Source organism: Lacticaseibacillus sp. 22 (assembly GCF_055413445.1).
In genome coordinates this window covers 65,508-89,952 of the sequence record NZ_JBVAYD010000002.1, presented here as the reverse complement: position 1 = coordinate 89,952, position 24,445 = coordinate 65,508, and the positions used below count along the sequence as shown (strand labels likewise).

Sequence of the window (24,445 nt, the reverse complement as noted above, 5' to 3'; positions counted from 1 at the left end):
TTAAAAGAGGTGTCATCATGATTACGTGTTATCAAATTCAAAAAGACCGCAATGTGCAGGTGGCAACGGATGATCAGGCTAACTGGATTAGAGTCCAATCTCCTTTACCCCAAGAACTGAAAACCTTGGCAACCACTTACGGACTTCCGCAAACCTATGTCGATGCGGCTTTGGATAAACATGAAAATGCACGGGTAGAAGGGCTGGATCCGGCTGATAAGATGCCGGGCCTAATTGTTTTACGGTATCCAATCGAAATAACCAATGAATTAGGATTCCGCCAATTTAACACCGTACCGCTCACGATGATCTTACTGGCCGATCGCGTTATCACGATTATGCAGCATCCATTGCGGGCTTTTGACGACTTGGCCGCGCAGCCATTATCCTCCAAACCGGAAGAATTTGCCTTGGAAGTTTTGTGGTTAGTGTTGCACCAATTCGTGATTGACATGGATCAATTAAATGACGAAACCAAACAGATTGAAGGCAGTCTAGGCAAAGCAGCTAAAAATACTCAGCTTTATCAATTGATGGCGATGCAAAAGAGTCTGGTCTTTTTTGATGCGGCCTTAGAGCACTCGGGGAACCTACTCAAGTCATTACGTGCAGGCGAACGCTTTTTCACGGCGGCTGGTTACCTTCGTCGGCTGCATGACGTGGAAGTCGAGGTGGTTGAGGCTCAAACCATGGTCCGCATTACGAACAAATTATTGGAGCAGTATTCGACTGCTGTGAGTGCGATTGTATCAAATAACCTGAACCTCATCATGAAGGTCTTGACGAGCCTGACAATTATTTTGACCATTCCCACCATCGTTGGGGGAATTTACGGTATGAATGTACGGCTGCCATTTGAGAATGCGTACTGGGCATTTTGGTGGCTGATTGGCGGCACCGCGGTTTTATGCGGTCTTGCCGCATGGTGGTTGTGGCGCAAGGATTACTTTTAAAGTGGCAGATACTTTCAACGCCCGCAAAATTGGCTTGTTTGAAGCTAACTATGAGAGAAAAATCCTATATAAAAATCGATTCTAACGTATTTGCTGGAATCGATTTTTTTCTGGGCAGCATTGCCTCACTTATATGATTTTAAAATCGATTCGAACCGTTTCATCGCTGGCGTTAAAACGCGATCTTTGCGATGTACGATCGAGATTGTGAAGGCCGGCTGATGGGCATCATCAATGGCTAAAGTAGCCAGACGGTCATCGGGGTTAATCGCGATTCTGGTTAAGAACCCGATCCCGACATTTTGGCGAACCAATCGCTTGAGTAGGGGCACATCGCCGGTTCGATAAACGATATTCGGCGAGAATGTGTGCCGTTGTTCAAACCAGGCAAACGCACGGGTGTGGACAAACCCCTCACTTAAAGTAATGAATTGGCGTTTAGCAAGCGTGGCGAACCGAACGCTTTTGTTGGCTGCCAAAGGATCGTCTTGACGGGTGATGATCACAAACGGTGCCGCATTGATTTGTACGACATGTAAGTCAGACTCGACTAATGGACCACTGGCACCCAGCACGGCGAAGTCCAACTTGCCATCTTTGATTTGATCAAGCAAAGCGGCCGATCCAGCTTCAACGGTTTCCAGTTGTGGCATTAAACCGGTATTAATCAAATCGGGCGCAATCTTAGGAAACAGATAACCACCGATGATTGGAGGAAGACCAAAGCGGATTTTAGTTTTTTTATCCCATGCAATGTCTTGTTGGGCAAGTGTCAACTGATTCAGAATAATCGCCGCATGGGCCGCCAGCTGTTCGCCAGCCGGGGTCACACTGATATCATGATGACGGCGGTCGCGAATAATCAGCTGTGCGTGAAAATAATCCTCCAGACGCTTAATCGCGGTTGTAATAGTGGGTTGACTAACTGCGAATTTTTCAGCAGTTTGTGAGAAATTGCCGGTTTTCGTTAGCGTAAGAAAATAGTCAAAATCCCGAGTATTCACGTTTAGCCTCCTAAAAAAAAGTGAGCGCGAGCCAGCGCGGTTAGGGATCGGAGTGTAAGTGGCCTTGGGCGTGATGGTCGCTCTTTGACCATTGCGCCCAAGGTCCTTACACGCAGATCCCTGCGCTGGGGAGCGCGTTATGGAGCAGAAAAGCCAGCGCGGTTAGGGATCGGAGTGTAAGCGGCCTTGGACGTGATGGCCGGTCTTTGACCATTGCGCCCAAGGTCCTTACACGCAGACTTCTGCGCTGGGGAGCGCGTTATGGTGTGAGCTGCCACGCCGACAAAAGAAAAATAATGGCATCATATAAAAATATTTTATCACTTCTGTTAGGTTTGACTATAGTTTTTGCGGCGGCGTATCGTCTCCTCTTGTAATTAAAAGTTGTGTCCGATTTAACTGGCACAAAAAGGAGTGTGGACTTTGAAATATACACCAGAACAGATCCTGAATAACCCATTTTTAAATAAAGGGACTGCTTTTACCCAGGAGGAGCGGAACCAATATGGCTTGAATGGTTTGCTGCCACCAGCTGTACAAACACTTGATCAGCAGGTTAAGCAAGCTTATGCCCAGTTGCAGACCAAGCCAACTGATTTGGCTAAGCGTCAATTTTTGATGACCTTGTTCAATGAGAATCATGTTTTGTTCTATAAGCTTTTCTCCGAGCATATCAACGAATTCATGCCAATTGTTTACGATCCGACTATTGCCGACACGATTGAAAACTACAGTGCGCTTTTTGTTAATCCACAAAATGCCACGTATCTTTCAATCGATGATCCGGACCATATCGAAAGCGCACTGAAGCATAGCGCAGATGGCCGCGATATTCGGTTGCTGGTTGTAAGCGATGCTGAAGGCATTCTTGGCATTGGCGATTGGGGCACACAAGGTGTTGACATCTCAGTCGGTAAATTAATGGTTTATACGGCTGCTGCCGGCATTGATCCGAGCCAGGTCTTGCCAGTGGTCTTGGATGTCGGGACTAACAATGAAGGTTTGTTGAACGACGACCTTTATTTAGGCAATCGTCACAAGCGCGTATACGGTGAAAAGTATCACCACTTTGTCGATAAATTTGTCGCCGCAGCAGAAAAGCTGTTCCCGAACCTGTATTTGCATTTTGAAGACTTTGGACGCAGTAATGCTGCAGATATTTTGAATCAATATAAAGACAAGATCACTACTTTCAATGATGACATTCAAGGCACCGGGATCATTGTCTTGGCTGGGCTATTAGGCGCCATGAATATTTCCAAGCAAAAATTGACCGACCAAGTTTATTTGAGCTTTGGTGCCGGAACTGCCGGTGCTGGCATTGCTTCGCGAGTTTACGAGGCCTTTGTTGAAGAAGGATTGAGCCCGGAAGAAGCCAAGAAGCATTTCTACTTGGTGGACAAACAAGGCTTGCTCTTTGATGACATGACGGATTTGACGCCAGAACAAAAGCCGTTTGCCCGTTCTCGCAGCGAGTTTGCTAATGCAGACGAGCTGACAACGCTTGAAGCTGTCGTTAAGGCAGTTCATCCAACAGTCTTGGTTGGGACGTCAACCGTTCCGGGTACGTTTACAGAGAGTATCGTCAAGGAAATGGCTGCCCACACCGATCGACCGATTATCTTCCCATTGTCCAATCCGACGAAGCTGGCTGAAGCTAAAGCAGATGACTTGATCAAGTGGACAGATGGCCGTGGCTTGATTGCTACCGGGGTGCCGGCTGCTAATGTTGAATATAAGGGTGTCAGTTATGCGATCGGTCAGGCGAATAATGCGCTGGTTTATCCGGGCTTGGGCTTGGGAACCATTGCTTCGACGGCCAAACTGTTGACGGACTCCATGATCTCGGCCGCTGCGCACAGTTTAGGCGGAATTGTTGATCCGGATCAGCCAGGTGCTGCCGTGTTGCCACCGGTTTCGAAGCTCGATCAGTTTAGCCAAACCGTTGCGATTGCTGTTGCTGAAGACGCCATCAAGAATGGGTTAAACCAGCAACCGATCAGCGATGCCAAACAGGCTGTGGCCGACATGACCTGGAAGCCGGAATATCAGCCATTACCGGATTCAATTGAACTAGACTTGGAGGAATAGAACTGTGACTGCATTAAGTACATCCATTCAAAGTGTGCTGACCATCGTTTTGCTCATTGCCGTGGGTTATGTTTTACGGCGGCAAGGGCGGTTTGATGATCAGTTTGGTAAAACCATCTCTGATTTATTGATGAAAATTGCGTTGCCTGCTTCGATCTTTATTTCTGTTTTGCAACGACTGACTTTAAACAAGCTGGTAAGTCTGTCATCCGGCTTAGTTTACGGCTTCGGTGCCGTTATTCTTGGCTATCTGATTGCCTTTTTGCTGGTTTGGCTGCTTAAAGTTCGGCCAGGACGGCGTGGCACTTTCATCAACATGTTCGTCAACGCCAACACCATTTTCATCGGCTTACCGTTGAACCTAGCCTTGTTTGGTGACAAGGCGGTGCCATATTTCCTGATGTATTACGTGGTTAACACTGTTTCAACTTGGACAGTGGGTGCCTTCATCATGGCATGGGATGATCCGACTCAGGAAAAAGCAGAAAAAAGCGGCGCCAGCTTTAACTGGAAGAAGTTATTGCCAGCGCCATTGGTTGGTTTCCTGGTTGCGTTAGTCTTTCTGTTGCTTAAGATTCCGTTTATCCACGTTGGCTGGTTAGGTTTTGCAGTTAACACGCTGGATTATGTTGGTAGTTTGGTAACGCCACTATCATTGATTTATATCGGGATTATTTTAGCTGATGCCGGATTAAAGGCTATCCGGTTTGATCGCGATACGATTGTGGCCTTAATTGGTCGTTTTGTGATTGCGCCAGCTTTGATTACTGGTTTGATCTTGTTGGGCATGCACGCTGGCTTCAATGTGCCGGGACTTGAAGCCCAAACGCTGATCATTCAGGCGGCGGCACCAGGACTTGCGGTCTTGCCGATTCTGGCGACTGAAGCCCATGCCGATGTTGAATATGCTACCAACGTTGTTACAACTTCAACCGTCTTGTTCGTGGTCGTCGTGCCGATTCTCATGATGCTTGTTCAAGGTTTGGCATAACGTTAATAGTTTGAAGTGCAACAAAAAAAGAGCCAGCTGGCTCTTTTTTTGTTGCTTTTAATGTTGATGGGCTTCGAGATAAGCTAAAGCGCTGGTATAGTCTGGCTCGTGGGTTTGTTCAGTGATCAACTCGCGATACTTAACGGTGCCGGTGTCGTCGATAATCCAGACACTGCGGGCATCAGTATGATTGTCAGCAACAAACAGTCCCATGGCTTTCCCAAAGTCAGCATTTTGATCGGACAGTAGCTGCATTTTCTTGACGTTCTCTGCGGCGCACCATGTTTGCTGTTCTTGTGGGGTGTTAGTCGAAATAGTATAAAAGTCGACGTTATCAAACGCGTCCATGTCTTCGTTGAAGTGTTTGGTTGAAATACTGCAAACTCGCGTGTTGATGTCTGGAACAACACTGATTAACGTCAAACGTTGACTAAGATCCTGTGTGGTTAAAGAATGACCTTGGGCATCCTTGACCGTAAAAGCGGGTAACTTTTCACCAATTGCTGTTGGGGTACCGTTTGTCATGATAGCGGTGCCGTGACGAGTTATTTCCATCAGAATTCACTCCTTGTATTGTGTGCTGAGCGTAAGCCAGACTTTTGGGCTGGCTTACGCGTCATGTGCGTTTCCCGGCGGATTGGGAAATTTTGAAACGCCGGAAGAACACAGGAACTGAAACTACTTTGCTCAATAATAACGCCTGACACCCTTAGTTTAACATGACCACATACTAAAATAAATGTGCACAATCTAATTGCAACATGTCGATCAGCATATAAATTGACGCGAATATAAATATTTATGTAAGGTTAAATTAATGGCAAATAGCAGTCCATGGTTATTGCTATCCTAATGAATGGAACTCGCGCAAGAAAGTGGCAAAGGGGGCGGTCAAATGGAGCAGACATTGGTAGTCTATAGTTCAGAGACAGGGTTTACGCAGCGATTTGCCTTATGTATCGCGCAAACGTTACATTGCGAAATGATTGATGTACAGTTTTTGACCGCTTCAGATTTAAAGAATCGGTCATTGGTGATTTATGGCGGCCATCTTGTTGGCAATAAAGTGTTGGGATTAAAATCCTTTTATCGCCAATTTAAAGAAGATTTGCCTGAGCAGTTTATTGTGTTCGGTAGCGGAGTTGTTCGGCGCGAATCCGTGAATTGTCAACAGATTGCGCAGTATCAGCAGGAGCATCAGTGTCAATGCACCCGTTTCTATTATCTGCAAGGGCATCCAAAACTGAATCAAATGAACCTTTTTTGGCGGATTCGGGCTGCGTGGGCATTAAAACGCTACGGAAGCCGATCCTGCCCAGCGGTTCAAGACGCCATTCGTCCGCTAGTTTCGGATGTGACTCAGGTATTGAATCGCTCATTTGCTACGGATATCGTTGAAAACCCACCGTTGTCTTGACTTCAGTGGGTTCTGTGTTTTGTGAGCGTGAGCCAGCGTGCTTAGAAGTCGGGGTGTAAGTGGCTTCTTATAATCCGATTTCTGCACTGGGGAACGCGTTATGGTAAAACCCGATTATTCACCCTCGGCAATTGAGTCCACCAAAATATGGAAGTATCTATAAATTGATGTTGGCGGCTCAGTCAAGATAATCTTTCGAGCGAAAGCAAAAGTCTCGGCTAAGTTTTTTAGCTTTAAGGTCGCTGCTATTTCGACAACCTGATCTAACAATGCACGTGCCTTTTTATGCTGGCCTTGGCGTGCGCATAATTCGGCACGATGGAACTGTGCCCATAGAGCAAACTCAGCGCTTGGCTTTTTGTCGAGCGCTGTTTCTAATTGGCTCAGATACTTAGCAGCTGCTTGATTGTCTTGCCGCGTCAGTTCCAACATGACCTGATTTTCCAATAAGTTAAGGATAAGTAACGGTGCGCTGCGAAAATGGCGGTAGTGGTGACTACGCTTGATGGCAATTGTCAGTAAGCGATGTTGTGTTTCAGCCGGCATGGCAATGCTGAAGATGATGAAAAGATATAAATCAAGTTCGCCCCAATTGTCTAGCTGCTGGAGATATTGTTCCGCGACATGGGTAAGATCGGGTCGCACTGGCAACTTATGCGCTTCATCAATGACCAATGACTGAAAAAAGACAGGCAAAAGCATGCGCGCGTTGACAGCTAGTTTATTTTTGAGCGTGGGTGCTTGTTGAAAGCGGGTTTGCGCTTGCCGGACGTTTTCCTTCATTTTACGCAGAGTTTCGGGGAAATCCTGGGGGTTGGCTGACATTGTGAGGGACGAACCAAAATAAGCCTCAAGCATCCGATCACGATTACCGTAGTCCATGTCAAAATCATCAGCGGCAATATATAAAAATTCTTCCGGTGTCGTTTCTAAGCGTTCCAGCAGGTGCAACAGTTTCGTGACCGTTATATCGTTTTGTCCGCGCTCGACCTTGGACAGATAGGAACTGCTGATGGTGGCATCGGCTACCTGCGCGAGCGTCAAGCCTTTATTTTTCCGAATTTGTCTAAGAAGCGTACCGATATCCATGGACTTCGCCTTTCATATATGACATTTTTCGTTTCCATCAGCATAAACCTGACTATATTAAACAACAAGGCATCTGATCAGATGAAGCTAAACAAGATGATGGGAGCGAGGACGATGTTGACATGGCGTTATGGGCGTAAATGGCAGTTGCTAGTCTATGCGATTGCGGCTTTGTTTTACAGTATGATGAATGTAGGGGTTGCCTACTGCTTGACGATACTGATTCAGGCGGCATCCGCGCGATCTATGGCGCAGTTGGTGCAGGCAGTGGTACCCAGTTTGTTAATTTTCTTAGGTGCCTCCGTGGCAAGCTGGCTCGTGATGTTCTTGAAGGCCGTGATCACACGCCGAGTCAATTTGAATATTAAGGCAAGAATGGCAGCTTATTTGATTGATGACGCAGATCTCGTCAGCACCCAATCATCAGCACTGTCGTTTATGACGAATGATTTAAAAATGATCGAAACAAATGGCATTGCAAGCGAATTGGCCATCATTAATCAGCTGATCATCTTTGGTGGCGCCATGATTGGAGCGTTTGCGTTTGATTGGATGACCGCCTTAGCCTTTTTCCTGGGCAATCTCATTCCGCTAACAGTGTCCCGAGTTGCTAGGAAGGGGTTGCATCGCGCGTCAAAAGATTGGTCAACTGCCAATAGTCACTGGACATCAGGAATCAAGAACTATTTGGCCGGGCGTGATACCATTCGGATTTATCAGGCACAGGCGGTTGTTAAAACGCGTATCAACAGGCTGGCACGCGGCCTTGAAGATCAGTTGAAAAAGATGACTGTTTTGACCGGCAGTATGAACACGCTGGGCATGCTATTGGCACTTTGGTTCGGCGTTTTAGCCCCTTTTGGCATCGGGATTTACCGCGTGATGATCGGCGCTTCGACCTTAGCGTTATTTATGGGCATTGTGCAACTGTCAAACGATATGCGTAATCCGCTGATTATGGTTATCGAAGCGATGAATCAATGGCAGACGACCAAACCGCTAGTCGCAAAGATCAAGCAAGCACAGCCTAGAGCCGCTCTGACAAGTAAAACGCCAATCACCGCTGGACCCATTGTACTTAAAGATGCATCGGTAACACTTGGAAAACAAAAGATTTTCGATTCGCGCAACCTTACCATTAAGCCTGGCCAAAAAGTGTTGATTATGGCGCCTTCCGGGTACGGTAAATCCACCTTGCTGCGACTGCTGATCGGCGAGTTACCGCTAGCCAGCGGACAATATTATCTTGGTAATGCCCAAATAACGGCGACGACTCGTACGCAATTAAGTCATTTATTTGGCTTGATTAAACAGACACCATTTATGTTTGACGATACGATTCGGTTTAATTTAACGTTAGGCGGACATTTTTCCCAGACAGCTTTAGACAATGCGGTGGCTGATGCCGGTCTGACAGCGCTTATTGCACAAAAAGGATGGGATTATCAAGTTGGCGAAGAGGGCCATCATTTGTCAGGCGGCCAAATTCAACGGCTTGAAATTGCCCGGGCTCTTTTGCGGCAGCGCCCGATTTTGTTAGCCGACGAGGTCACTTCTGCGTTGGATGAAAAACTAAGTGATCAACTCCATACCCGACTACTGCAAAGTCCTGCAACGTTAATCGAAGTGGCGCATCATATAAGTCAGTCATGGCAGCAGCGATACGATCAGGTCATTCAACTGGATGCAGATGCAAAAGCCGGTTGAAGCGGGTGATGGTGCGTGACGCGGGTGCAATGGAGAATACAGGTCAAACAAAAACCGCATGATAAAAATGCGGTTTTTGTCGTTCTTATGCCTGACCAATTTCTTTACTTAATGCCTCAATCTCATCAACTGTCGTCCCCAAGAAACTGATTGCATGCTTCAAAGCGGCGTCTGTGGTGACATCAACGCCGGCGACTCGAGCTGCTTCGACTGGATCAAGTGAGTCGCCTAGGCTGAGATAACGCAACCACCGATCAACGGCTGGTTGACCTTGTTGTTCGATGGCCTGAAACGCTTGGGTAGCAACCGTCAAGCCGGCCGAATAGGAGTACGAATATAAGCCCATGTAGTAATGGCTTTGCCGCATCCAAGTCAGCTCAGCACCTGGCTCGAGTTCTACTGCCGATCCCCAAAAATCGGTCAGAACTTTACGCGTAATGGCATCCAACCGAGCAGCATCAAAAGTTTCGCCGTTATCGATCAAGTTATAGACTTCCCGTTGAAACGCGGCTTCGAGCAGATGAGTGACAAAGTTGTGGAAATAGGTATCATTTAATAACCGTGACAAGGCAAAGCGCTTCATTCGCGGATCTTTAGCGTTTTCTTCGAGATAGTGAGTCAGCAACAGTTCGTTGAAGGTGGAAGGACTTTCGACCAAATAGGCATTAAAGTCCGCATCCAACACATTGTGGGCTTCTTGTGAGCGGACCATCTGAGCGGTATGGCCTAACTCGTGAATCAAGGTGTAAACGGCAGGCAGCGTATTACTCCAAGTCATTTCGACATAAGGGTGCACTCCATACGGTCCAGCAGTGTAAGCTCCGGAATCCTTGCCTTGATTAGCAGGGAAATCGATCCACCGCTCTGAGAAAGCCTGCATCATCTGTGCCTGGTAATCTTGACCCATGAGTGCGGTGGCATTTTTAATATCTTCTTTGGCTTGTTCTAGTGTGATGGTTGGCGCATAACTTGGATCAATGTCGATTTGCAAATCGGTATAACCAATATGATCGAGCCCCCAAAGCGATTTCACAAGCGTCACATAACGGCGCATGATCGGAGCTAAATCGTTCATGATGACATCGATCTGACGGTTAAACATCTCGCGGGTAATTTCTTGATCAGCGAGTAGATAGTCAATAACCGAATCATAACCGCGCATGGTAGCCGTAATCTTTTCACGCGTGACTTGGGCTAAGTAACCTGCCGCCATCGTGTTTTCATAACGACGCAAGGTCTGGTTGAATTGAGCGTAAGCGGCGCGCCGAATTTCGGTATCGGGATGTTTTTGATAATTTTCTTCATACATGACAAACGATAACGGGTAAGTTTTACCGTGCGCCGTAAACGTACCAAAGTCCATATCACCAAAGATGCTTTGGTCGCGAATATCACTTGGAGCCTGAAAAACCGGGGTCAATTCGGCTAGCACCTTCTCGGCAGCTGGTGGTAAGGCACCTTGTTTGGCAACTTTGATTTGGCGAATAAAACCGGCATAATCAGGAGCGGTTTCGACAACTGCATCAAGCACGTTTTCGGGAAGTTGCGTGAGTTCGGCTCGAAAGAAACTTAGCTGACCGCTGATTTCGCCATCGAGACCAGTTACCTGAGCCTGCCGCGTACGCAACGCAGGATCAGTTGTATCAGTGGAGTAAGGCATAAAGCCCCAATGAATGATGCGACTGGCAAGGGCTACAATGGTTCCATAGTCAGCTAATGCATCCGCAATGACAGCTGGTTGTGTCAATTTGCCTTGATACATTCTGACAAAATCCTTGGTCAAGGCCCGTACCTGCTTTACTGCTTCAGTGTACGCAAAATCATCGCTGAAAATCGGGGTAAGATCCCAAGTCAACTGCTGATCGACTGCTTGCCGTTTTGGTAGTGTTGTCTCGCTCATGTAAAAAGCCTCCTTAAAAAAGTGAGCGCGAACCAACGCAGGCTTCTGCGTTGGGGAAGCGCGTTATGTGCGAATCGCCGCGTTTAACACCAGGAAACGCACTATAGTGGCTAAAGTATAGCATTGATCACGACTAAAACGCATGCGCACGCTAGCAAGTTCAGCATTTTTCCAAAAAGGTATTGGTACATCTATGCTTACTGCCGGTAATAGCGGTTCATCTTGCGGGAAAAATAAACTTAACTAAAGCTAAACTGCCTTTTTTCATCAGCTACCACTCGTGTATACTGAATATGAACGAATTTACTGAAAATATTCAAGGAATCGAGGCACATGCATGGCAGAAGAACAAACTTTAGTCTTGGTTAAGCCCGATGGTGTCGCCCAAGGACATATCGGCGAGGTCATTACCCGCATAGAACGACGCGGATTCACTATTGAGGCACTAAAAGTCACACAGGCAACCTCCGCCCAATTACATCAGCATTATGCAGCACTTGTTGACAAGCCGTTCTTTCCCAAAATTGAACGCTTCATGACCAGTGGCCCGCTGGTGGCGATGATTGTCAGCGGGTTTAATGTGATCGAAGCCGTTCGAACGATGACAGGCGCTACGAATCCCGGAGATGCCGCGCCAGGCACGATTCGCGGGGACTTTGGTCGGGAATGGGCCGATCAGACGATTCGCAACGTTATTCACAGCTCAGATAGTGAAGCCAGCGCGCAACGTGAGATTCCAATTTGGTTTGCAGACAAGCAATATGCCCCTAAAGCCAATCAATAGCCGCTTTGCCCTAGTTCATTTTAATAGCATCATCTGAAACTGTATTTGAAGAAAGCATCCAAAAAGGCAGTTGCGATACGATCTGTGATCATACCGCAACTGCCTTTTGGTGTCATCGGATTAATGTAGCAGGTGCTTTTAAGCTGTTAGTAGTAGGTGCGGCGATTGCCGAAGTTTAATTTGGCAATGATGGTGTTGGGTTCCGTCATATCCGGTGATTGCAGCCACAAGCCGCGGGACGCGAGCTCTTTAAACAGATAATTTATCGTGGCAATTTCTTCAGCTGCAGGGTCGTCAATTTTGGCACCGGCTTGATGCGCCTGTGCAATGGCATCGTCCACGGATAAGGTGAGCGTATCCGCGAATGTATCATTCAAAGTGGCATACAGTTTGCCTAGTTCATCGTCCAGATAAGCTTCTAGTGCAGTAAAAAAAGCGCCATGATCGGCTTTACGATCAAAATACCGCGCTACTAGCTGGTTGTTGTCAATCCCCATCTATAACACATCCTTTTTAAATGATTTTACCATGCGTCACTGATCAAAAGAAATCATCGTTTTTTAAAGCTAGGTGTAGCTTACCGCCAATTGATTTTAGAGAGCACCCGTCGACCGAGGAATTCTTGAATCAAGAGGTAAAACGGTACGGTTGAGGCCATGAGCGGCAGATAGAGTAAGGCTAACTGCCAATGCCATAAGTTGGCGAGTGAAAAAATACCGTTGAAAACAAAGAAGACAAGAAACAGCGCGACACTGAGACTCGCAAGCAAGCCGGTTTTAAGCCGGTTAAACGGGCGCGCAACGACTAGCAGGACATTCAAGGAAATGGTCCCGATCAACATGGCTACCATGGTCGAAGTGGTATCGAAACTGAGATGGAAGAACGATTCCATCCAGGTTAACAGAAGCGTATAAACAACGATGCTAATAGCTGCTGGTGCCGCGACTGTCATGACCTTTTGCATGAACTGGCCGGTGACGCGTTCGAAGTTAGGCTCTAGGGTCAAGAAGAAAGAGGGAATGGCCACCCCGATAGCTGAAACCGGGGTGAGATTGATGGGGACAATCGGATAATCGAGCGGCAAAAAGACGAAGATTGTCGCTAAAATGACGGAATACATGGTCTTGACCAGATACATCGAGGCCACGCGTTCGATGTTGTTAATGACCCGCCGCCCTTCGTTTAGTACCCCGGTCATGGCATCAAAATTAGAATCCAACAAAACGAAATCAGCAATCGAACTGGCGGCATCGGCACCGGAAGCCATTGCAATGCTGCAGTCACTTTGACGCAACGCCAAAACATCGTTAACACCATCGCCGGTCATTGCAACCGTATGCCCCAAAGCCTGATATGCCATGATGAGCTGCTTTTTTTGATCCGGGGTCACCCGGCCGAAGACATTGTATTGTTTAACCAGCGTTTGAAAATCAGCGGCGGTGGCATCAGCAGGAATGGTGCTCATGTCCACACTGCGATCAGCACCTTCAAGATGGGCTTGCTTGGCGATGTTAGCGACTGTGGTCGGATCATCGCCCGAAATGACTTTTAAAGCCACGCCTTGGGTCTTGAAGAAATCAAACGTGGTGATGGCAGTCGGGCGTAATTCATCCGTGATGAGAATCAAGCCGATTAACTGCGGATTAACCAAAGGCTGGGTAAGTTGGGTGGCCGTTCCCACCGCAAGCACCCGGTAGCCATTTGCCGCAGCTTTTTGAATCTTAGCCGTTATGGCAGCTGGCAGTTGATCACCAAATGTAAATTGGGGCGCACCCATAAACAAGGCCTGTCCATCCACGACGGCCCCGGACCATTTGCGAGCTGAAGAAAATGGAACGGTCTGGGTGACTTGTTGATTGGTATCGGCATCGGCTGCAGCTTTGATTGCCAAAGCCGTTTCATTGTCATCGTTGAGTGCGTAGACGATCGCAGCGGCGGCGCGGGTGACATCTTTAGCGGTCCGCCCGTCTGCAGGCAATGTGTCGGTGACTTTAAGCTTGCCGCTGGTAATCGTCCCGGTTTTATCCAAACATATCGTGTCGACTCTTGCTAAAGCTTCAATGGCCGGTAATGCCCGCACCAAGACGCGCTTGACAGCAAGGTTGCGTGCAGAAACAGCGAGTGCAACGTTTGTTAACAAAACCAGTCCTTCAGGGATCATCCCGATCATGGCTGCACTGGTGGTCAAAATCGCGCGATTATAATGACCACGCCGAATCATGGAAACCGTGAAAAGAATGACGCCGATAGGAATCAAAACATAGGTTAAAACTCGAATGATGCGATTGATGGTGGCTAATAGCTGGCTTTGGCTGACCTTTTCCGCCTTAGCTTCTAGCGCTAGTTTAGCGGCAAAGGTAGCGTCACCGACAGCGGTTACTTGCATGGTAGCCTGTCCCGATACAACAAATGCCCCGGAGAGCAAAGTGTCACCCCCTTTTTTGGCAATGGGGCGGGATTCACCGGTCAGTGGACTTTCATCGCTTTCAAGGCCGTTGGTAGCTACCACGGTGCCGTCCACCGGAATTTGGTCCCCGCGTTTGAGGATGACCATATCGTCCATAACCAGTTGCTCAAGCTCGACTTTTTCCACCTGACCGTTACGGATGACTGTCGCACGGGTGGCAGCAAGAATCGACATTTTGTCAATTTGGTGCTTGGCTTGAATCTCCTGAATCGTACCAATGGCAGTATTGATGATGGCAACACCGAGAAACAGTAAATTCTTATAGCTGCCAGTCGTGATAATGAGCGCACCCAACACGACATTGACCAAATTGAATAAAGTGAAGGTATTGACTTTGATGATCTGGCTAATTGATCGTGTCAGTGGCTTTAGTGGCAGGTTGTGTTGGCCTGCACCGATTCGTTGCTGAACTTGTTCTTCCGATAACCCTTGATCAGGTGAAATCTTTTGCTCTGCCATCGCATGCCCTCCAGTACTTTTCATCCATTTTACCAATCCAGACAACAAGATGCCGAATATCACACTTGTTTTTACAAAACTTTGAAGTTGTTGGCGTGGTTGGGTTATGGTTAGGGAGTCATGAAACCGTCATAATGAGATCAAAGTTATAGAAAGAAGTGCTCTCATGGTAAAACGAAACCCAAATGGAACCCGATTTATCACATTACCTAATGGCTACCACTTGTGGACCCAGACATTAGGCAGTGGCCCGATTCAATTACTGACGTTGCACGGCGGACCAGGCTGCACGAATGAAGTGTTTGAAAATTTTGCTACTGAACTGGCATCTTTTGGTGTCCGTGTCTCGCGGTACGACCAACTGGGTTCATTTTTCTCTGATCAACCGGACTTTTCCGATCTGGCTAATCAAAAGCGTTTTCTCAATATCGCGTATTATGTTGACGAAGTGGAAAATGTTCGACAACAGCTGGGCCTTGATCATTTTTACCTATTAGGTCAGTCCTGGGGCGGTGTGTTGGCGATTGAATATGGCTTGAAATATCCGCAGCATCTTAAGGGACTTATTTTGAGCTCGATGATTGATAATTTGGATGAGTATTTGGTTAACATTAACAAGATTCGGGAGACCATGTTTTCTAGTGATGACGTGGCATACATGCAACGGATTGAAGCCCAGCACGCGTTTGCGGATGCTAAATACCAGCAGTTGGTGCGTGAGTTAGGGGAGCAATATCTTCATCATGCCAAAGATCCCCAGCCGCGCCATTTAATTAGCACGTTGGCGACCCCCGTGTATCATTATTTTCAAGGTGATAATGAATTTGTGATGGTAGGCGCACTTAAGGACTGGGATCGACGGGCTGATATACACCGTCTGACAATGCCGACTTATCTGACGTTCGGTGGACATGAAACCATGCCGTTATCAGCTGCCAAGCGAATGGCTCAGACAATACCAAATGCCACTTTGCATGTCACACCTAATGCCGGTCATGGTCAGATGTTGGACAACCCGACAGATTATTTCAGTCATTTGGGTCAGTGGCTTGTGAAAACGGATGCTGGATCACCTTTATTAGATAATTAACGTTATAATATAAATGGTAAGTATATGTCTCTCATGTCATGGAGGTGCTTTCATGTCTGATTTTGATGAATTAAAAGAAGGGCTGCTTGAACCGGTTCATGCCTTTGATCACGCACTGGAGCAACAACCCGATTTGATTATTCCGTTAGCAGTGATTCATTTGATTCCCATTGCACTGACTTTAGGCGGCGGCATTGCGATCATTCGCGGTCACCAGAAATTACGCGCGGAAAAAGAACGAACCAAGCAATTGAGCCTGAAGCTGGAAATGCACAAACGTCATCATGGCCGGCATCCATGGCGACTGGCACCAGAACATCGTGGCGCACATGAAGTGTTTGCACCGGAATATGCAGAAGTACCGGTTAATAAAAAACATCATTTGCATCACAAGCATTAATTTGTATTAGGTGATTTGCTTTGAAACGACTCCCGCCAATAAACCCGCGGAGTCGTTTTTCGGTTGGGGGGTTCTTGCATACTCTCGAAACGCGTTCGCCAGCCCAGAAACCTGCGTGTAAGGACCTTGAGCGTAATGGCCAAAGCCCGGCCATTACGCTCAAGGCCACTTACACTCCGGTTTCTAAGCGGGCTGGCTCAACGCTCTTTTTACTTTCAGATTGAATCTCGCGTAAAGTTGGGGGAAAATGAAGGACACAATTATGTTTTGGAGATGATGTTTGTGTCAACCATATTTATGCGGGTTGCGATGCCTGCTGATATTCCTGCAATGATGAAAGTTATCGCGTCTGCGCGTCAGTTTTTGGGCGCGCAGGGAATTGACCAGTGGCAGGGGACTTATCCGGATCAGGCCGCGATTGAGCAGGACATTGCTACCGGTATCGGTCGGGTTTTGATTGTGGATGGCCGGGTTGCCGGAGTGGCTGCTTTAGTTGTCGGTCCGGATCCGCATTATCTCAGAATTGATGGGGCAGGCTGGTTGGCAGATGTCCCGTATCTAGCAGTTCACCGATTTGCGCTTGACGGTAGTATTCGCGGTAAACAGTTGAGTCGGGTATTTTTTAGCAACATTATGAGTGAAGCTTATCGGCGCGGTTTTGACGATTTGCGGGTGGATACCCACGCGAAAAATGTGATCATGCAGCATGCGATTACAGGTATGGGCTTTGATTTTCGTGGCATCGTTTATATGGACGAACCGGTTCCTGAACGCAATGCCTATGAAGTTCGGTTAACATCGGTTTAATGGACGCAAACATGGAGGGTAAAGATGCAGGACATTGGTAACTTAGCACTTATTTTGGTAACAACATTGGTATTGGCACACGTGAGTCGGTTGCTGAAAATGCCCGCAGTTATTGGCGAATTATTAGCAGGAATTTTAATTGGACCGGCACTTCTGGGATGGATTTCGTCTACGCATACGATTTCACTATTTGCAGAAATCGGTGTCATTATTCTGATGTTTTTAGCTGGGTTGGAAAGTGATCTGGAGTTATTGAAGAAATACTTTAAACCCGGTATGTTAGTCGCGGTTATCGGCGTTATTGTGCCAGTTGTCGTTGTCTTTGGCTTTGCCCATCTTTGGGGATTTAACTTGACCAGCAGTCTCTTTCTTGGCATTACATTTGCGGCTACTTCGGTTTCTATCTCGGTTGAAGTTTTAAAAGAATTGCATGCCTTGGAAGGTCGCAATGGGGCAACGATCTTAGGGGCTGCAGTCGTAGACGATATCTTGACGGTCTTAATCTTAAGTTTTACGGTCGCAGTATTAGGGGAACAAAAAACAACCAGTATTCCGTTTTGGCTGCAAATTATCGAGCAACTGTTGTACTTTGTTGGGATTTATTTTGTGGTCAGATGGGCGGCGCCGTATTTAATGCGGTTGTCTGAAAAATTATTCCCGGCTTCTGCGGTTACCATTATGTCGTTATTGATTTGCCTTGGAATGGCGTATGTCGCCGATCTTGTGGGCATGTCTGCAGTCATCGGTGCTTTTTTTGCCGGAGTTGCGGTTGGGCAAACCCATTATCGGCATGAGGTTGATGGCAATTTGAGTGCAATCGGATATGCCGTTTTTATTCCAGTATTTTTCGTGAGCGTCGGCTTGAATATGCGTTTTGATACCTTTGGCCGTGATTTGGGCTTCATTGCCATTTTGACGGTTTTGGCATTGGTGACCAAGTGGGTAGGCTGTGGCCTTGGCGATCGTTTAGCAGGCGCTAGTTGGTTACAAAGCAATGTTGTGGGAGCTGGCATGGTGTCACGCGGTGAGATGGCGCTCATTGTGGCTCAAATTGGGTTTGAGGCCAAGCTTATGGACGCAGAATACTATTCCGCCGTCATTGTGGTTATTGTCATCACAACGTTAATTGCCCCGGTTATTTTAAAAGACGCACTACACCGCGAACAGGAACTTGTATAATAGAGAGCGTGAACAGGAGCGCATAGAAATCGGAGTGTAAGTGGCCCTGGACCGAAATGGCCGGGCTTTGGCCATTTTGATCCAGGGTCCTTACACGGAGATTTCTGCGACTGTGAGCGCGTTTAAGGAGAGAGCGTGAACAGGAGCGCATAGAAATCGGAATGTAAGTGGCCCTGGACCGAAATGGCCGGTTTTTGGCCATTTTGATCCAGGGTCCTTACATGGAGATTTCTGCGACTGTGAGCGCGTTTAAGGAGAGAGCGTGAACAGAAACACATAGAAATCAGCGTCTAAGCGCTCATACCTGTTGTCGGCGTTACTAATAGACGACACTTAATGGCTTTTTTTTACAGCCTTTCATTCATGTCAAATAAGGAGGATCTCAATGGCAACATTATTTTTTGATTTTGATGGCACGGTAGCAGATTCAGAAGCAGGAATCGTTGCAGCATTAAAGTACATGGTTCAGGATCGCGGATTGCGTCCGTTGGATAATTCAGCCTATGTTCAATTTATTGGCCCGGCGTTGGTGCAAAAGCTTCCTGAAGTCTGGCCGGAATTGGATGATATTGAAGTTAAGCGGGCAATTGATGCCTTTCATCACTATTATCAAGAGGAAGGCTTATATCAAGCTAAACTTTATCCTGGCTTTCTAGATACGATGACGGCATTGAAGGAACAAGGACACCATCTTTATATTGCTTCGGCTAAACCCGAGATGATGCTGCATCGCCTTGTTAAACACTTTGCCTTGGATCGTTACTTTAACGCTGCTTATGGGGCAAGTGACGATGAGCAGACGCGCGTCACGAAGACGGATGTTTTGGCCTATGCCTTAAAAGAAACCAATGAAGATCCTGCTAAAAGTGTCATGGTCGGGGATCGCGCGAATGACATGATTGGCGGCTTGGACAATCACGTTCAGTTACTCGGTGTGACTTATGGCTTTGGATCAGCCAAAGAGCTAGAAGACGCAGGAGCTAAGGTGCTTGTCGATAAACCGGAAGCAATTCCTTCAGGCTTGGCAAAATTGGCTAAATAATAAGCGTTAGATAAGTTTGAAGCTATTAAATCCCTGATGGCATCACGATAGGGAGACAAAAGGCGAATGCATTTTCCATATGTGCGGAGAATGCATTCGCCTTTATTCAGTCATTAGCGATTCTTTTTAGCGGCTTGCTGTGGCCGAATGACCTTGGAACCAATTTCATTCAATAACTTCACGAACTGTTTTGCTTTGCGTTCGCCTAATGCTGCGACCCATTCGTTGAACTGCTCATTGGCATTTTTCGTAATGGCCGCTTCGACCTGTTTGCCAAGCGGCGTTAACTGTAGCATATTGCGGCGCCGGTCAGCTTCAAACTTTGACTGGGTGACGTAATTCAAGTTGCGTAAAACTCGCAGTTGACGGGCTACCGCGGGCTTGGTTACGCCACGCTTATTCACAATTGCAGTTAAACTGATTTCCGGATCATTGGCAATGTCCGATAAAATCCGATATTGCTCAAAACTTAAATGATACGCCGCCATTGGTTCCGAGATCAGTTCATTGATATTCTTGAACGTTGAAAAATAGGCATCCACATATGCCTCTAGTAAGGGTTTATCAGTCATATTTCTTCCTCCGAATATTAGTTTAACAAATCACGGGTCACATGTAACTTGAAATTCTGAAAAGTTGCGGTACACTTTTCAGTTATGTAAAGGTCTTGAACCACTTATGGAGGTTAATAACGTGCGAAAACATAAAAAAGCTTGGCTGATCGGTATTCTGTCGGTCATTGGGGTGATGGTGGCCGGGCTGGTGGGTGCCAGCTTATATTTTTATCAGTATGCCTTTGTTCCATCCAAGAAATCTTTCTTGAGTGGGAAGGAAAGCCGTATTATTACGGATAGTAAAGTATGGCTTAAATCTGTACATAAGGAAACCTGGACTGAACAGGCAGCCGGCGACAAGCTCAAATTAGTCGCGGATTATGTACCCGCAGCCAAACCGACCAATAAAACGATCGTGGTCGCGCATGGTTATATGACTAACAAAGAATACATGGCCCCGCAAATCAAGATGTTTCACGATGCCGGATTTAACGTCTTGGCTCCTGATGATCGCGGCCAAGGCCAGTCGGAAGGAAACTATATCGGTTACGGGTGGCCGGATCGACTGGACTATCTCAAATGGATTAACCAGATTATAAAAAAACAAGGCAAACAGAGTCAGATTGCCTTGTACGGGGTCTCGATGGGCGGGGCAACCGTGATGTATCTTAGTGGCGAGAAGTTGCCGCCGCAAGTGAAAAGTATCGTTGAAGATTGTGGCTATACCAGCATCATTGACGAGCTTGCTTATCAAGCCAAGTCAATGTTTAATATCCCGAAGTGGCCGTTGGTACCGGCAGTTGCGCTAACTGCGACGCTCAAAGCCGGCTACAATGTTTTTGATGCCAGTGCCATTGACGCTTTGCACAAAAACACCCGACCGATTTTATTCATTCATGGCAGTAAAGACACCTTTGTCCCGACCAAGATGGTTTATCAAAACTATCGTGCGGCCACAAAATCGAAAAAGGCTTTGTGGGTCGTCAAAGGCGCGGCACATGCCCGTAGTTTTCCGGACCATCAGAAGGCTTATACCAAGCGCGTGGTTGGCTGGTTCAACGCTAATTGGTAACCGTTGTATGTCTGCTTAATGGGTGGCAGTATGAGCAACACGGGTTAAGACGGTGTAAATTTTTTTGGCATCGCTTGGTGTTCCGCGCAACTCGTAATCGGCCAAAAAAGGCGCGTCGAATTCCTTGGCGTAGCGTTTGGCGGTCAAACAATATTGTTCATTGAAATTGCGGTTGCCAGAACCGATGATGCCTAGACAAAGCTTGGCATTGTCGCCTTCTGCCAGATAGTCACCCATGGCATTGGTCATCAGTTCCTTGACGCCGTTATCAATGCCGTTACCACCATCGAGATAGGTGGGTACCATCACAAAGAACGGTTTCGTTTCGCCGTCACTTTGCGTCGCCTCGGAAATTTCTTTTAGAACAATCGCTGGATTTTCCGGATTCTGATCATGTTGGGTTTGTGCATATTCGGCTAGACGTTTAGCAAATGCGCGCGTGTTACCTGAAATTGAAATAAATAAGATGCGAATAGGTTCAGTCATGTGGCCTGCCTCTTTCATTAGAGTTTTGAAAATAACAATGATGCGGCTGATCGTCAAGGTGAGCCGGTTAGAAAAAGAAGTCGCGGTGCTGTCACTGATAGCGCCGCGACTCTTTTTAATGAAATGGATCTGATGCAATCGATACTTGTTGCCAAAATGAGCTGGTTTGCAACATTAGAATTCTTGATAGACCGCTGGATCCTGATTGTTTAAGCGTCCATCTGATTTAGTTAATGCGTCAATCGCAGCCATTTCTTCTTTAGTCAGGCTGAAATCAAAAACATCGAGATTCGTGCGCTGGCGGGAAAGGTGGGCAGACTTTGGAATCGGGAGAATGTGGTGTTGAAGATCCCAACGCAAAATAACCTGACCAACATTCTTGCCATGGGTTGCGGCGATCTGTTTAATCGCTGGTTCTTGCAAAACCGCTCCCCGCCCTAAAGGACTCCATGCGACCGTTTGAATATTGTGCGCGTCATCATACGCGCGTTGTTCTTGCTGATTGAAATAGGGATGCAATTCAATCTGGTTGACTGCTGGCGTGACCCCGGTTTCCTTGATGAGCCGGTCAATATGCTCAGGCAGAAAATTTGAAACGCCAATAGACCGGATCAGTCCGAAGCGTTGTGCCTGAATCAGCGCTTGCCATGCTTCTAGATAAAGATCCTCTTTCGGATTCGGCCAGTGAATCAAATAAAGGTCGTAGTAATCTAAACCGGCTCGATATAGGCTTTCTTCGATGGTATCAATCGCCTCTTGATAACGGTGGTGGCGTCCCGGAAGTTTAGACGCAACAATAAGCTGACTACGTGGGATCCCACTTTGACGCACTGCTTCGCCCACAGCACCTTCATTTTCATAATTAAAGGCTGAATCCAACAAGCGGTAACCCAGATTAAGGGCCCCAACCATGGCTCGAACCCCGTTAGTCCCGGTTAATTTATATGTGCCAAAACCAATGGCTGGTAAAACATTGCCGTCGTTTAATGTATAGTGCATTTGAGAAACCTCCTTGTGAAGTTGTGACCCGATGCAACACCGAATGAGTACATGTGAAAGTGAGGTTGCCAACCAGCGCCAACACCAGCAATCATACGGCGAAAAGCAATTTAGGATGATGGCTTAATGATGACCGACATGCATCACCATTAAGTGTAGTCCAAATGTCAGGAAGCGTACAAGTCATGATGACGCTTCGTGTATAATAGGGCCAGATGCGAGGGAGGGGATCCACACGAGAACACAACAATGGCGAGGCGTCTCCCGTAGTTGGTTTGCATTATTTACGCTGATCTTTTGGGTACTTCTTTTTGTTGAAGCCTTTAGTACCGGTATGATGTTGACCATTGGGACACCCGCACGAACAGAGCAAATCGTTGTTAAAAGCCAAGGTCTGCAACAACTCACGGATACTTTAAACCATGATCTGGTGACAACGGCGAACCAAAATGGCGCTGCTTTGAATAGTGACACTAAACTGGTCACACTTGATGACACTCAGCGGCTTGCCGTAAAAATGATCACGGCCAGTGCAGCTAACCAAACGCATATTTCACTGGCAACCATTAAAGAAAGTCTGACGAGTCGGCTTCAGACAGCGGCGAAAAATCAAGGTCAAAATTTTGACGATCAAAAAGTGTTGGCGAGTCTCAATGCCAAACTTGAATATGAAATCAATGAGTCAATCATGGAGCAAGGCTGGGGGCTTATTTATCCGTTGTTGGTCCTTATGACCCAGACAGCGGTGATTGTAGCCGCAATTTTGCTGGTGATTGTTCTGCTCATTATGTTAAAAACAGCACACTCATGGCGGCGGTTTATGGCCGTTGTTGGGCGGTCGACTTACGCAATGGGGTATTTTGGTGGTTTCATAGCGATTCTTGTAACTGCGAGTCCATTGTTAGGCATGATTAGTACGCGGGCACCGTTAAATACGCAATTGGCGAGTGATTTAATTCGTGCATACTCACCGCTATGGCAGCGAGTGGCAGGTTGGACCATTGTCGTTGGTTTAATCATTGCGGCAATTAGCCATTTCTTACCACGTCCTGCCTTGCTTGCAGATGATTCGGCGAACCCGGCAGCAGAAAGGTAGGTTCCATGAAACGAAACAACTGGATTTGGTTGGGCTTACTTGGCATAGTTCTGGTTGTCAGTGCAGGTTGGTATTGGTTCCACAACCAGTCCGTCAACACATCCGATCAGGAGCAGGCGTCGATTGGCAAAACCGCAACGCTTTATTTGCATGGCTATTCCGGTGGTGCCGGGTCGACCAACACGTTAATCCGTCACGCTAAACAGGCGGGAGCAACCAAAGTCCTTACTGCAACGGTGAGTAAAAACGGGAAAGTCAGTTGGCTTGGATCGCCTCACCATGTTCGTAAGCCAATTGTGCAAGTGGTCTTTGAAGACAATCGCAATCCGGATGCCGTGAAATGGGCTGATTGGCTAGCGACGGTTAATCGTCAGCTTTACCAACGTTATGGTGTGCGCAACGTTAACTTTGTCGCCCACTCAATGGGAAATATGGCGGTGATGTTTTATGCAATTCGCAATCAAGACCAGCAAAAACTACCTAAAATAAACGCCTATGTTGCCATTGCCGGGCATTTTGACGGTATCATTGGTATGGGCGATCAACCACATCAAATCAAGTTAGCTGCTAACGGCTATCCATCCCCGTTAGACGAAAATTATGCTGAGTTGGCTCGGATGCGCGATCGTTTTCCAAAAGGGGTTAAGGTGCTGAATATCTACGGTGATCTTCGCGATGGTTCCGATTCGGATGGGCGGGTTAGCAACAACTCATCGCGATCGTTACGATATCTGGTTAGCCCACGCGCAGCCGGTTACCGGGAAAGAGAATACTTCGGTCGCGATGCCCAACACAGCGCGTTACATGAAAATCCTAAGGTCGCCCAAGCGGTAGATGCTTTTCTCTGGTGAGACTCAC

Annotated in this window: 23 protein-coding genes; 14 read left to right on the top strand and 9 right to left on the bottom strand. The window is 47.1% G+C overall.

Features of this window, described 5'->3' with window-relative positions:
• The first annotated feature begins 17 nt into the window (after nucleotides 1–17).
• A complete protein-coding gene (locus tag ACWP87_RS01715) occupies nucleotides 18–953 on the top strand; it encodes a magnesium transporter CorA family protein (protein WP_014569286.1) in 936 nt (311 codons plus the stop codon).
• Nucleotides 954–1,078: 125 nt separating this feature from the next.
• Here the strand turns inward: ACWP87_RS01715 and ACWP87_RS01710 are convergent, their stop codons facing one another.
• Nucleotides 1,079–1,957, bottom strand: coding sequence for a LysR substrate-binding domain-containing protein (locus ACWP87_RS01710; protein WP_014569287.1), 879 nt, complete (start codon nucleotides 1,955–1,957; stop codon nucleotides 1,079–1,081).
• Nucleotides 1,958–2,380: 423 nt separating this feature from the next.
• Between ACWP87_RS01710 and ACWP87_RS01705 the strand changes: the two genes are divergently transcribed.
• The gene (locus tag ACWP87_RS01705) at nucleotides 2,381–4,048 is read left to right on the top strand and encodes a malolactic enzyme (protein ID WP_005684057.1); all 1,668 of its coding nucleotides are present in this window, start codon (nucleotides 2,381–2,383) and stop codon (nucleotides 4,046–4,048) included.
• Nucleotides 4,049–4,052: 4 nt separating this feature from the next.
• Entirely contained in the window at nucleotides 4,053–5,039 is a 987-nt protein-coding gene (locus ACWP87_RS01700; RefSeq protein ID WP_005684056.1) for an AEC family transporter, read from the top strand.
• A gap of 57 nt (nucleotides 5,040–5,096) precedes the next feature.
• Here the strand turns inward: ACWP87_RS01700 and ACWP87_RS01695 are convergent, their stop codons facing one another.
• Nucleotides 5,097–5,594: a thiol peroxidase gene (locus ACWP87_RS01695; RefSeq protein ID WP_014569289.1), complete on the bottom strand. Its 498-nt coding sequence runs from the start codon at nucleotides 5,592–5,594 to the stop codon at nucleotides 5,097–5,099.
• A 340-nt stretch (nucleotides 5,595–5,934) separates the two neighbouring features.
• Here ACWP87_RS01695 and ACWP87_RS01690 point away from each other — a divergent pair, with 340 nt between their 5' ends.
• Complete coding sequence (locus tag ACWP87_RS01690; protein ID WP_014569290.1) at nucleotides 5,935–6,456, top strand: flavodoxin domain-containing protein; 522 nt, start codon at nucleotides 5,935–5,937, stop codon at nucleotides 6,454–6,456.
• 114 nt (nucleotides 6,457–6,570) lie between these two features.
• On the opposite strand, the gene ACWP87_RS01685 is transcribed toward ACWP87_RS01690, so the two are convergent.
• Nucleotides 6,571–7,545 (bottom strand): helix-turn-helix domain-containing protein, encoded by a 975-nt coding sequence (locus ACWP87_RS01685; protein WP_014569291.1) that lies wholly within the window; start codon nucleotides 7,543–7,545, stop codon nucleotides 6,571–6,573.
• A gap of 114 nt (nucleotides 7,546–7,659) precedes the next feature.
• Here ACWP87_RS01685 and ACWP87_RS01680 point away from each other — a divergent pair, with 114 nt between their 5' ends.
• Nucleotides 7,660–9,252, top strand: a complete 1,593-nt coding sequence (locus ACWP87_RS01680) for an ATP-binding cassette domain-containing protein (RefSeq protein ID WP_029943888.1) — start codon at nucleotides 7,660–7,662, stop codon at nucleotides 9,250–9,252.
• 85 nt (nucleotides 9,253–9,337) lie between these two features.
• Here the strand turns inward: ACWP87_RS01680 and pepF are convergent, their stop codons facing one another.
• Nucleotides 9,338–11,152 (bottom strand): oligoendopeptidase F, encoded by a 1,815-nt coding sequence (pepF, locus tag ACWP87_RS01675; protein ID WP_014569293.1) that lies wholly within the window; start codon nucleotides 11,150–11,152, stop codon nucleotides 9,338–9,340.
• Nucleotides 11,153–11,489: 337 nt separating this feature from the next.
• On the opposite strand from pepF, the gene ndk reads away from it, so the two are divergent.
• Complete coding sequence (ndk, locus tag ACWP87_RS01670) at nucleotides 11,490–11,936, top strand: nucleoside-diphosphate kinase (protein WP_005691943.1); 447 nt, start codon at nucleotides 11,490–11,492, stop codon at nucleotides 11,934–11,936.
• 146 nt (nucleotides 11,937–12,082) lie between these two features.
• Here the strand turns inward: ndk and ACWP87_RS01665 are convergent, their stop codons facing one another.
• On the bottom strand, nucleotides 12,083–12,433 hold the full coding sequence (locus tag ACWP87_RS01665; RefSeq protein ID WP_014569294.1) for a hypothetical protein: 351 nt from the start codon (nucleotides 12,431–12,433) through the stop codon (nucleotides 12,083–12,085).
• Between the two features lie 80 nt (nucleotides 12,434–12,513).
• Nucleotides 12,514–14,862, bottom strand: coding sequence for a cation-translocating P-type ATPase (locus tag ACWP87_RS01660; RefSeq protein ID WP_014569295.1), 2,349 nt, complete (start codon nucleotides 14,860–14,862; stop codon nucleotides 12,514–12,516).
• 166 nt (nucleotides 14,863–15,028) lie between these two features.
• On the opposite strand from ACWP87_RS01660, the gene ACWP87_RS01655 reads away from it, so the two are divergent.
• From ACWP87_RS01655 to ACWP87_RS01635, 5 genes are all read left to right on the top strand, one after another.
• Nucleotides 15,029–15,952, top strand: coding sequence for a proline iminopeptidase-family hydrolase (locus ACWP87_RS01655; RefSeq protein ID WP_014569296.1), 924 nt, complete (start codon nucleotides 15,029–15,031; stop codon nucleotides 15,950–15,952).
• A 52-nt stretch (nucleotides 15,953–16,004) separates the two neighbouring features.
• A complete protein-coding gene (locus tag ACWP87_RS01650) occupies nucleotides 16,005–16,352 on the top strand; it encodes a hypothetical protein (protein WP_005685484.1) in 348 nt (115 codons plus the stop codon).
• A 276-nt stretch (nucleotides 16,353–16,628) separates the two neighbouring features.
• Nucleotides 16,629–17,159, top strand: a complete 531-nt coding sequence (locus ACWP87_RS01645; RefSeq protein WP_005715187.1) for a GNAT family N-acetyltransferase — start codon at nucleotides 16,629–16,631, stop codon at nucleotides 17,157–17,159.
• Nucleotides 17,160–17,183: 24 nt separating this feature from the next.
• The gene (locus ACWP87_RS01640; RefSeq protein WP_014569297.1) at nucleotides 17,184–18,338 is read left to right on the top strand and encodes a cation:proton antiporter; all 1,155 of its coding nucleotides are present in this window, start codon (nucleotides 17,184–17,186) and stop codon (nucleotides 18,336–18,338) included.
• Nucleotides 18,339–18,723: 385 nt separating this feature from the next.
• A complete protein-coding gene (locus ACWP87_RS01635) occupies nucleotides 18,724–19,380 on the top strand; it encodes an HAD hydrolase-like protein (protein ID WP_014569298.1) in 657 nt (218 codons plus the stop codon).
• Between the two features lie 113 nt (nucleotides 19,381–19,493).
• On the opposite strand, the gene ACWP87_RS01630 is transcribed toward ACWP87_RS01635, so the two are convergent.
• Complete coding sequence (locus ACWP87_RS01630) at nucleotides 19,494–19,952, bottom strand: MarR family winged helix-turn-helix transcriptional regulator (RefSeq protein WP_005685488.1); 459 nt, start codon at nucleotides 19,950–19,952, stop codon at nucleotides 19,494–19,496.
• A 121-nt stretch (nucleotides 19,953–20,073) separates the two neighbouring features.
• Here ACWP87_RS01630 and ACWP87_RS01625 point away from each other — a divergent pair, with 121 nt between their 5' ends.
• Nucleotides 20,074–21,006: an alpha/beta hydrolase gene (locus tag ACWP87_RS01625; RefSeq protein ID WP_005715191.1), complete on the top strand. Its 933-nt coding sequence runs from the start codon at nucleotides 20,074–20,076 to the stop codon at nucleotides 21,004–21,006.
• Between the two features lie 15 nt (nucleotides 21,007–21,021).
• Here the strand turns inward: ACWP87_RS01625 and nrdI are convergent, their stop codons facing one another.
• Both nrdI and ACWP87_RS01615 read right to left on the bottom strand, forming a co-directional pair.
• Nucleotides 21,022–21,492 carry a class Ib ribonucleoside-diphosphate reductase assembly flavoprotein NrdI gene (gene nrdI / locus ACWP87_RS01620; RefSeq protein WP_005705470.1) on the bottom strand — a complete coding sequence of 157 codons (471 nt, stop codon included), beginning with the start codon at nucleotides 21,490–21,492 and terminating at the stop codon, nucleotides 21,022–21,024.
• 174 nt (nucleotides 21,493–21,666) lie between these two features.
• The gene (locus ACWP87_RS01615; RefSeq protein WP_005691959.1) at nucleotides 21,667–22,491 is read right to left on the bottom strand and encodes an aldo/keto reductase; all 825 of its coding nucleotides are present in this window, start codon (nucleotides 22,489–22,491) and stop codon (nucleotides 21,667–21,669) included.
• 334 nt (nucleotides 22,492–22,825) lie between these two features.
• On the opposite strand from ACWP87_RS01615, the gene ACWP87_RS01610 reads away from it, so the two are divergent.
• Nucleotides 22,826–23,587 carry a hypothetical protein gene (locus ACWP87_RS01610; protein ID WP_014569300.1) on the top strand — a complete coding sequence of 254 codons (762 nt, stop codon included), beginning with the start codon at nucleotides 22,826–22,828 and terminating at the stop codon, nucleotides 23,585–23,587.
• A gap of 5 nt (nucleotides 23,588–23,592) precedes the next feature.
• Nucleotides 23,593–24,438 carry an alpha/beta hydrolase gene (locus ACWP87_RS01605; protein WP_014569301.1) on the top strand — a complete coding sequence of 282 codons (846 nt, stop codon included), beginning with the start codon at nucleotides 23,593–23,595 and terminating at the stop codon, nucleotides 24,436–24,438.
• Nucleotides 24,439–24,445 lie beyond the last annotated feature (7 nt).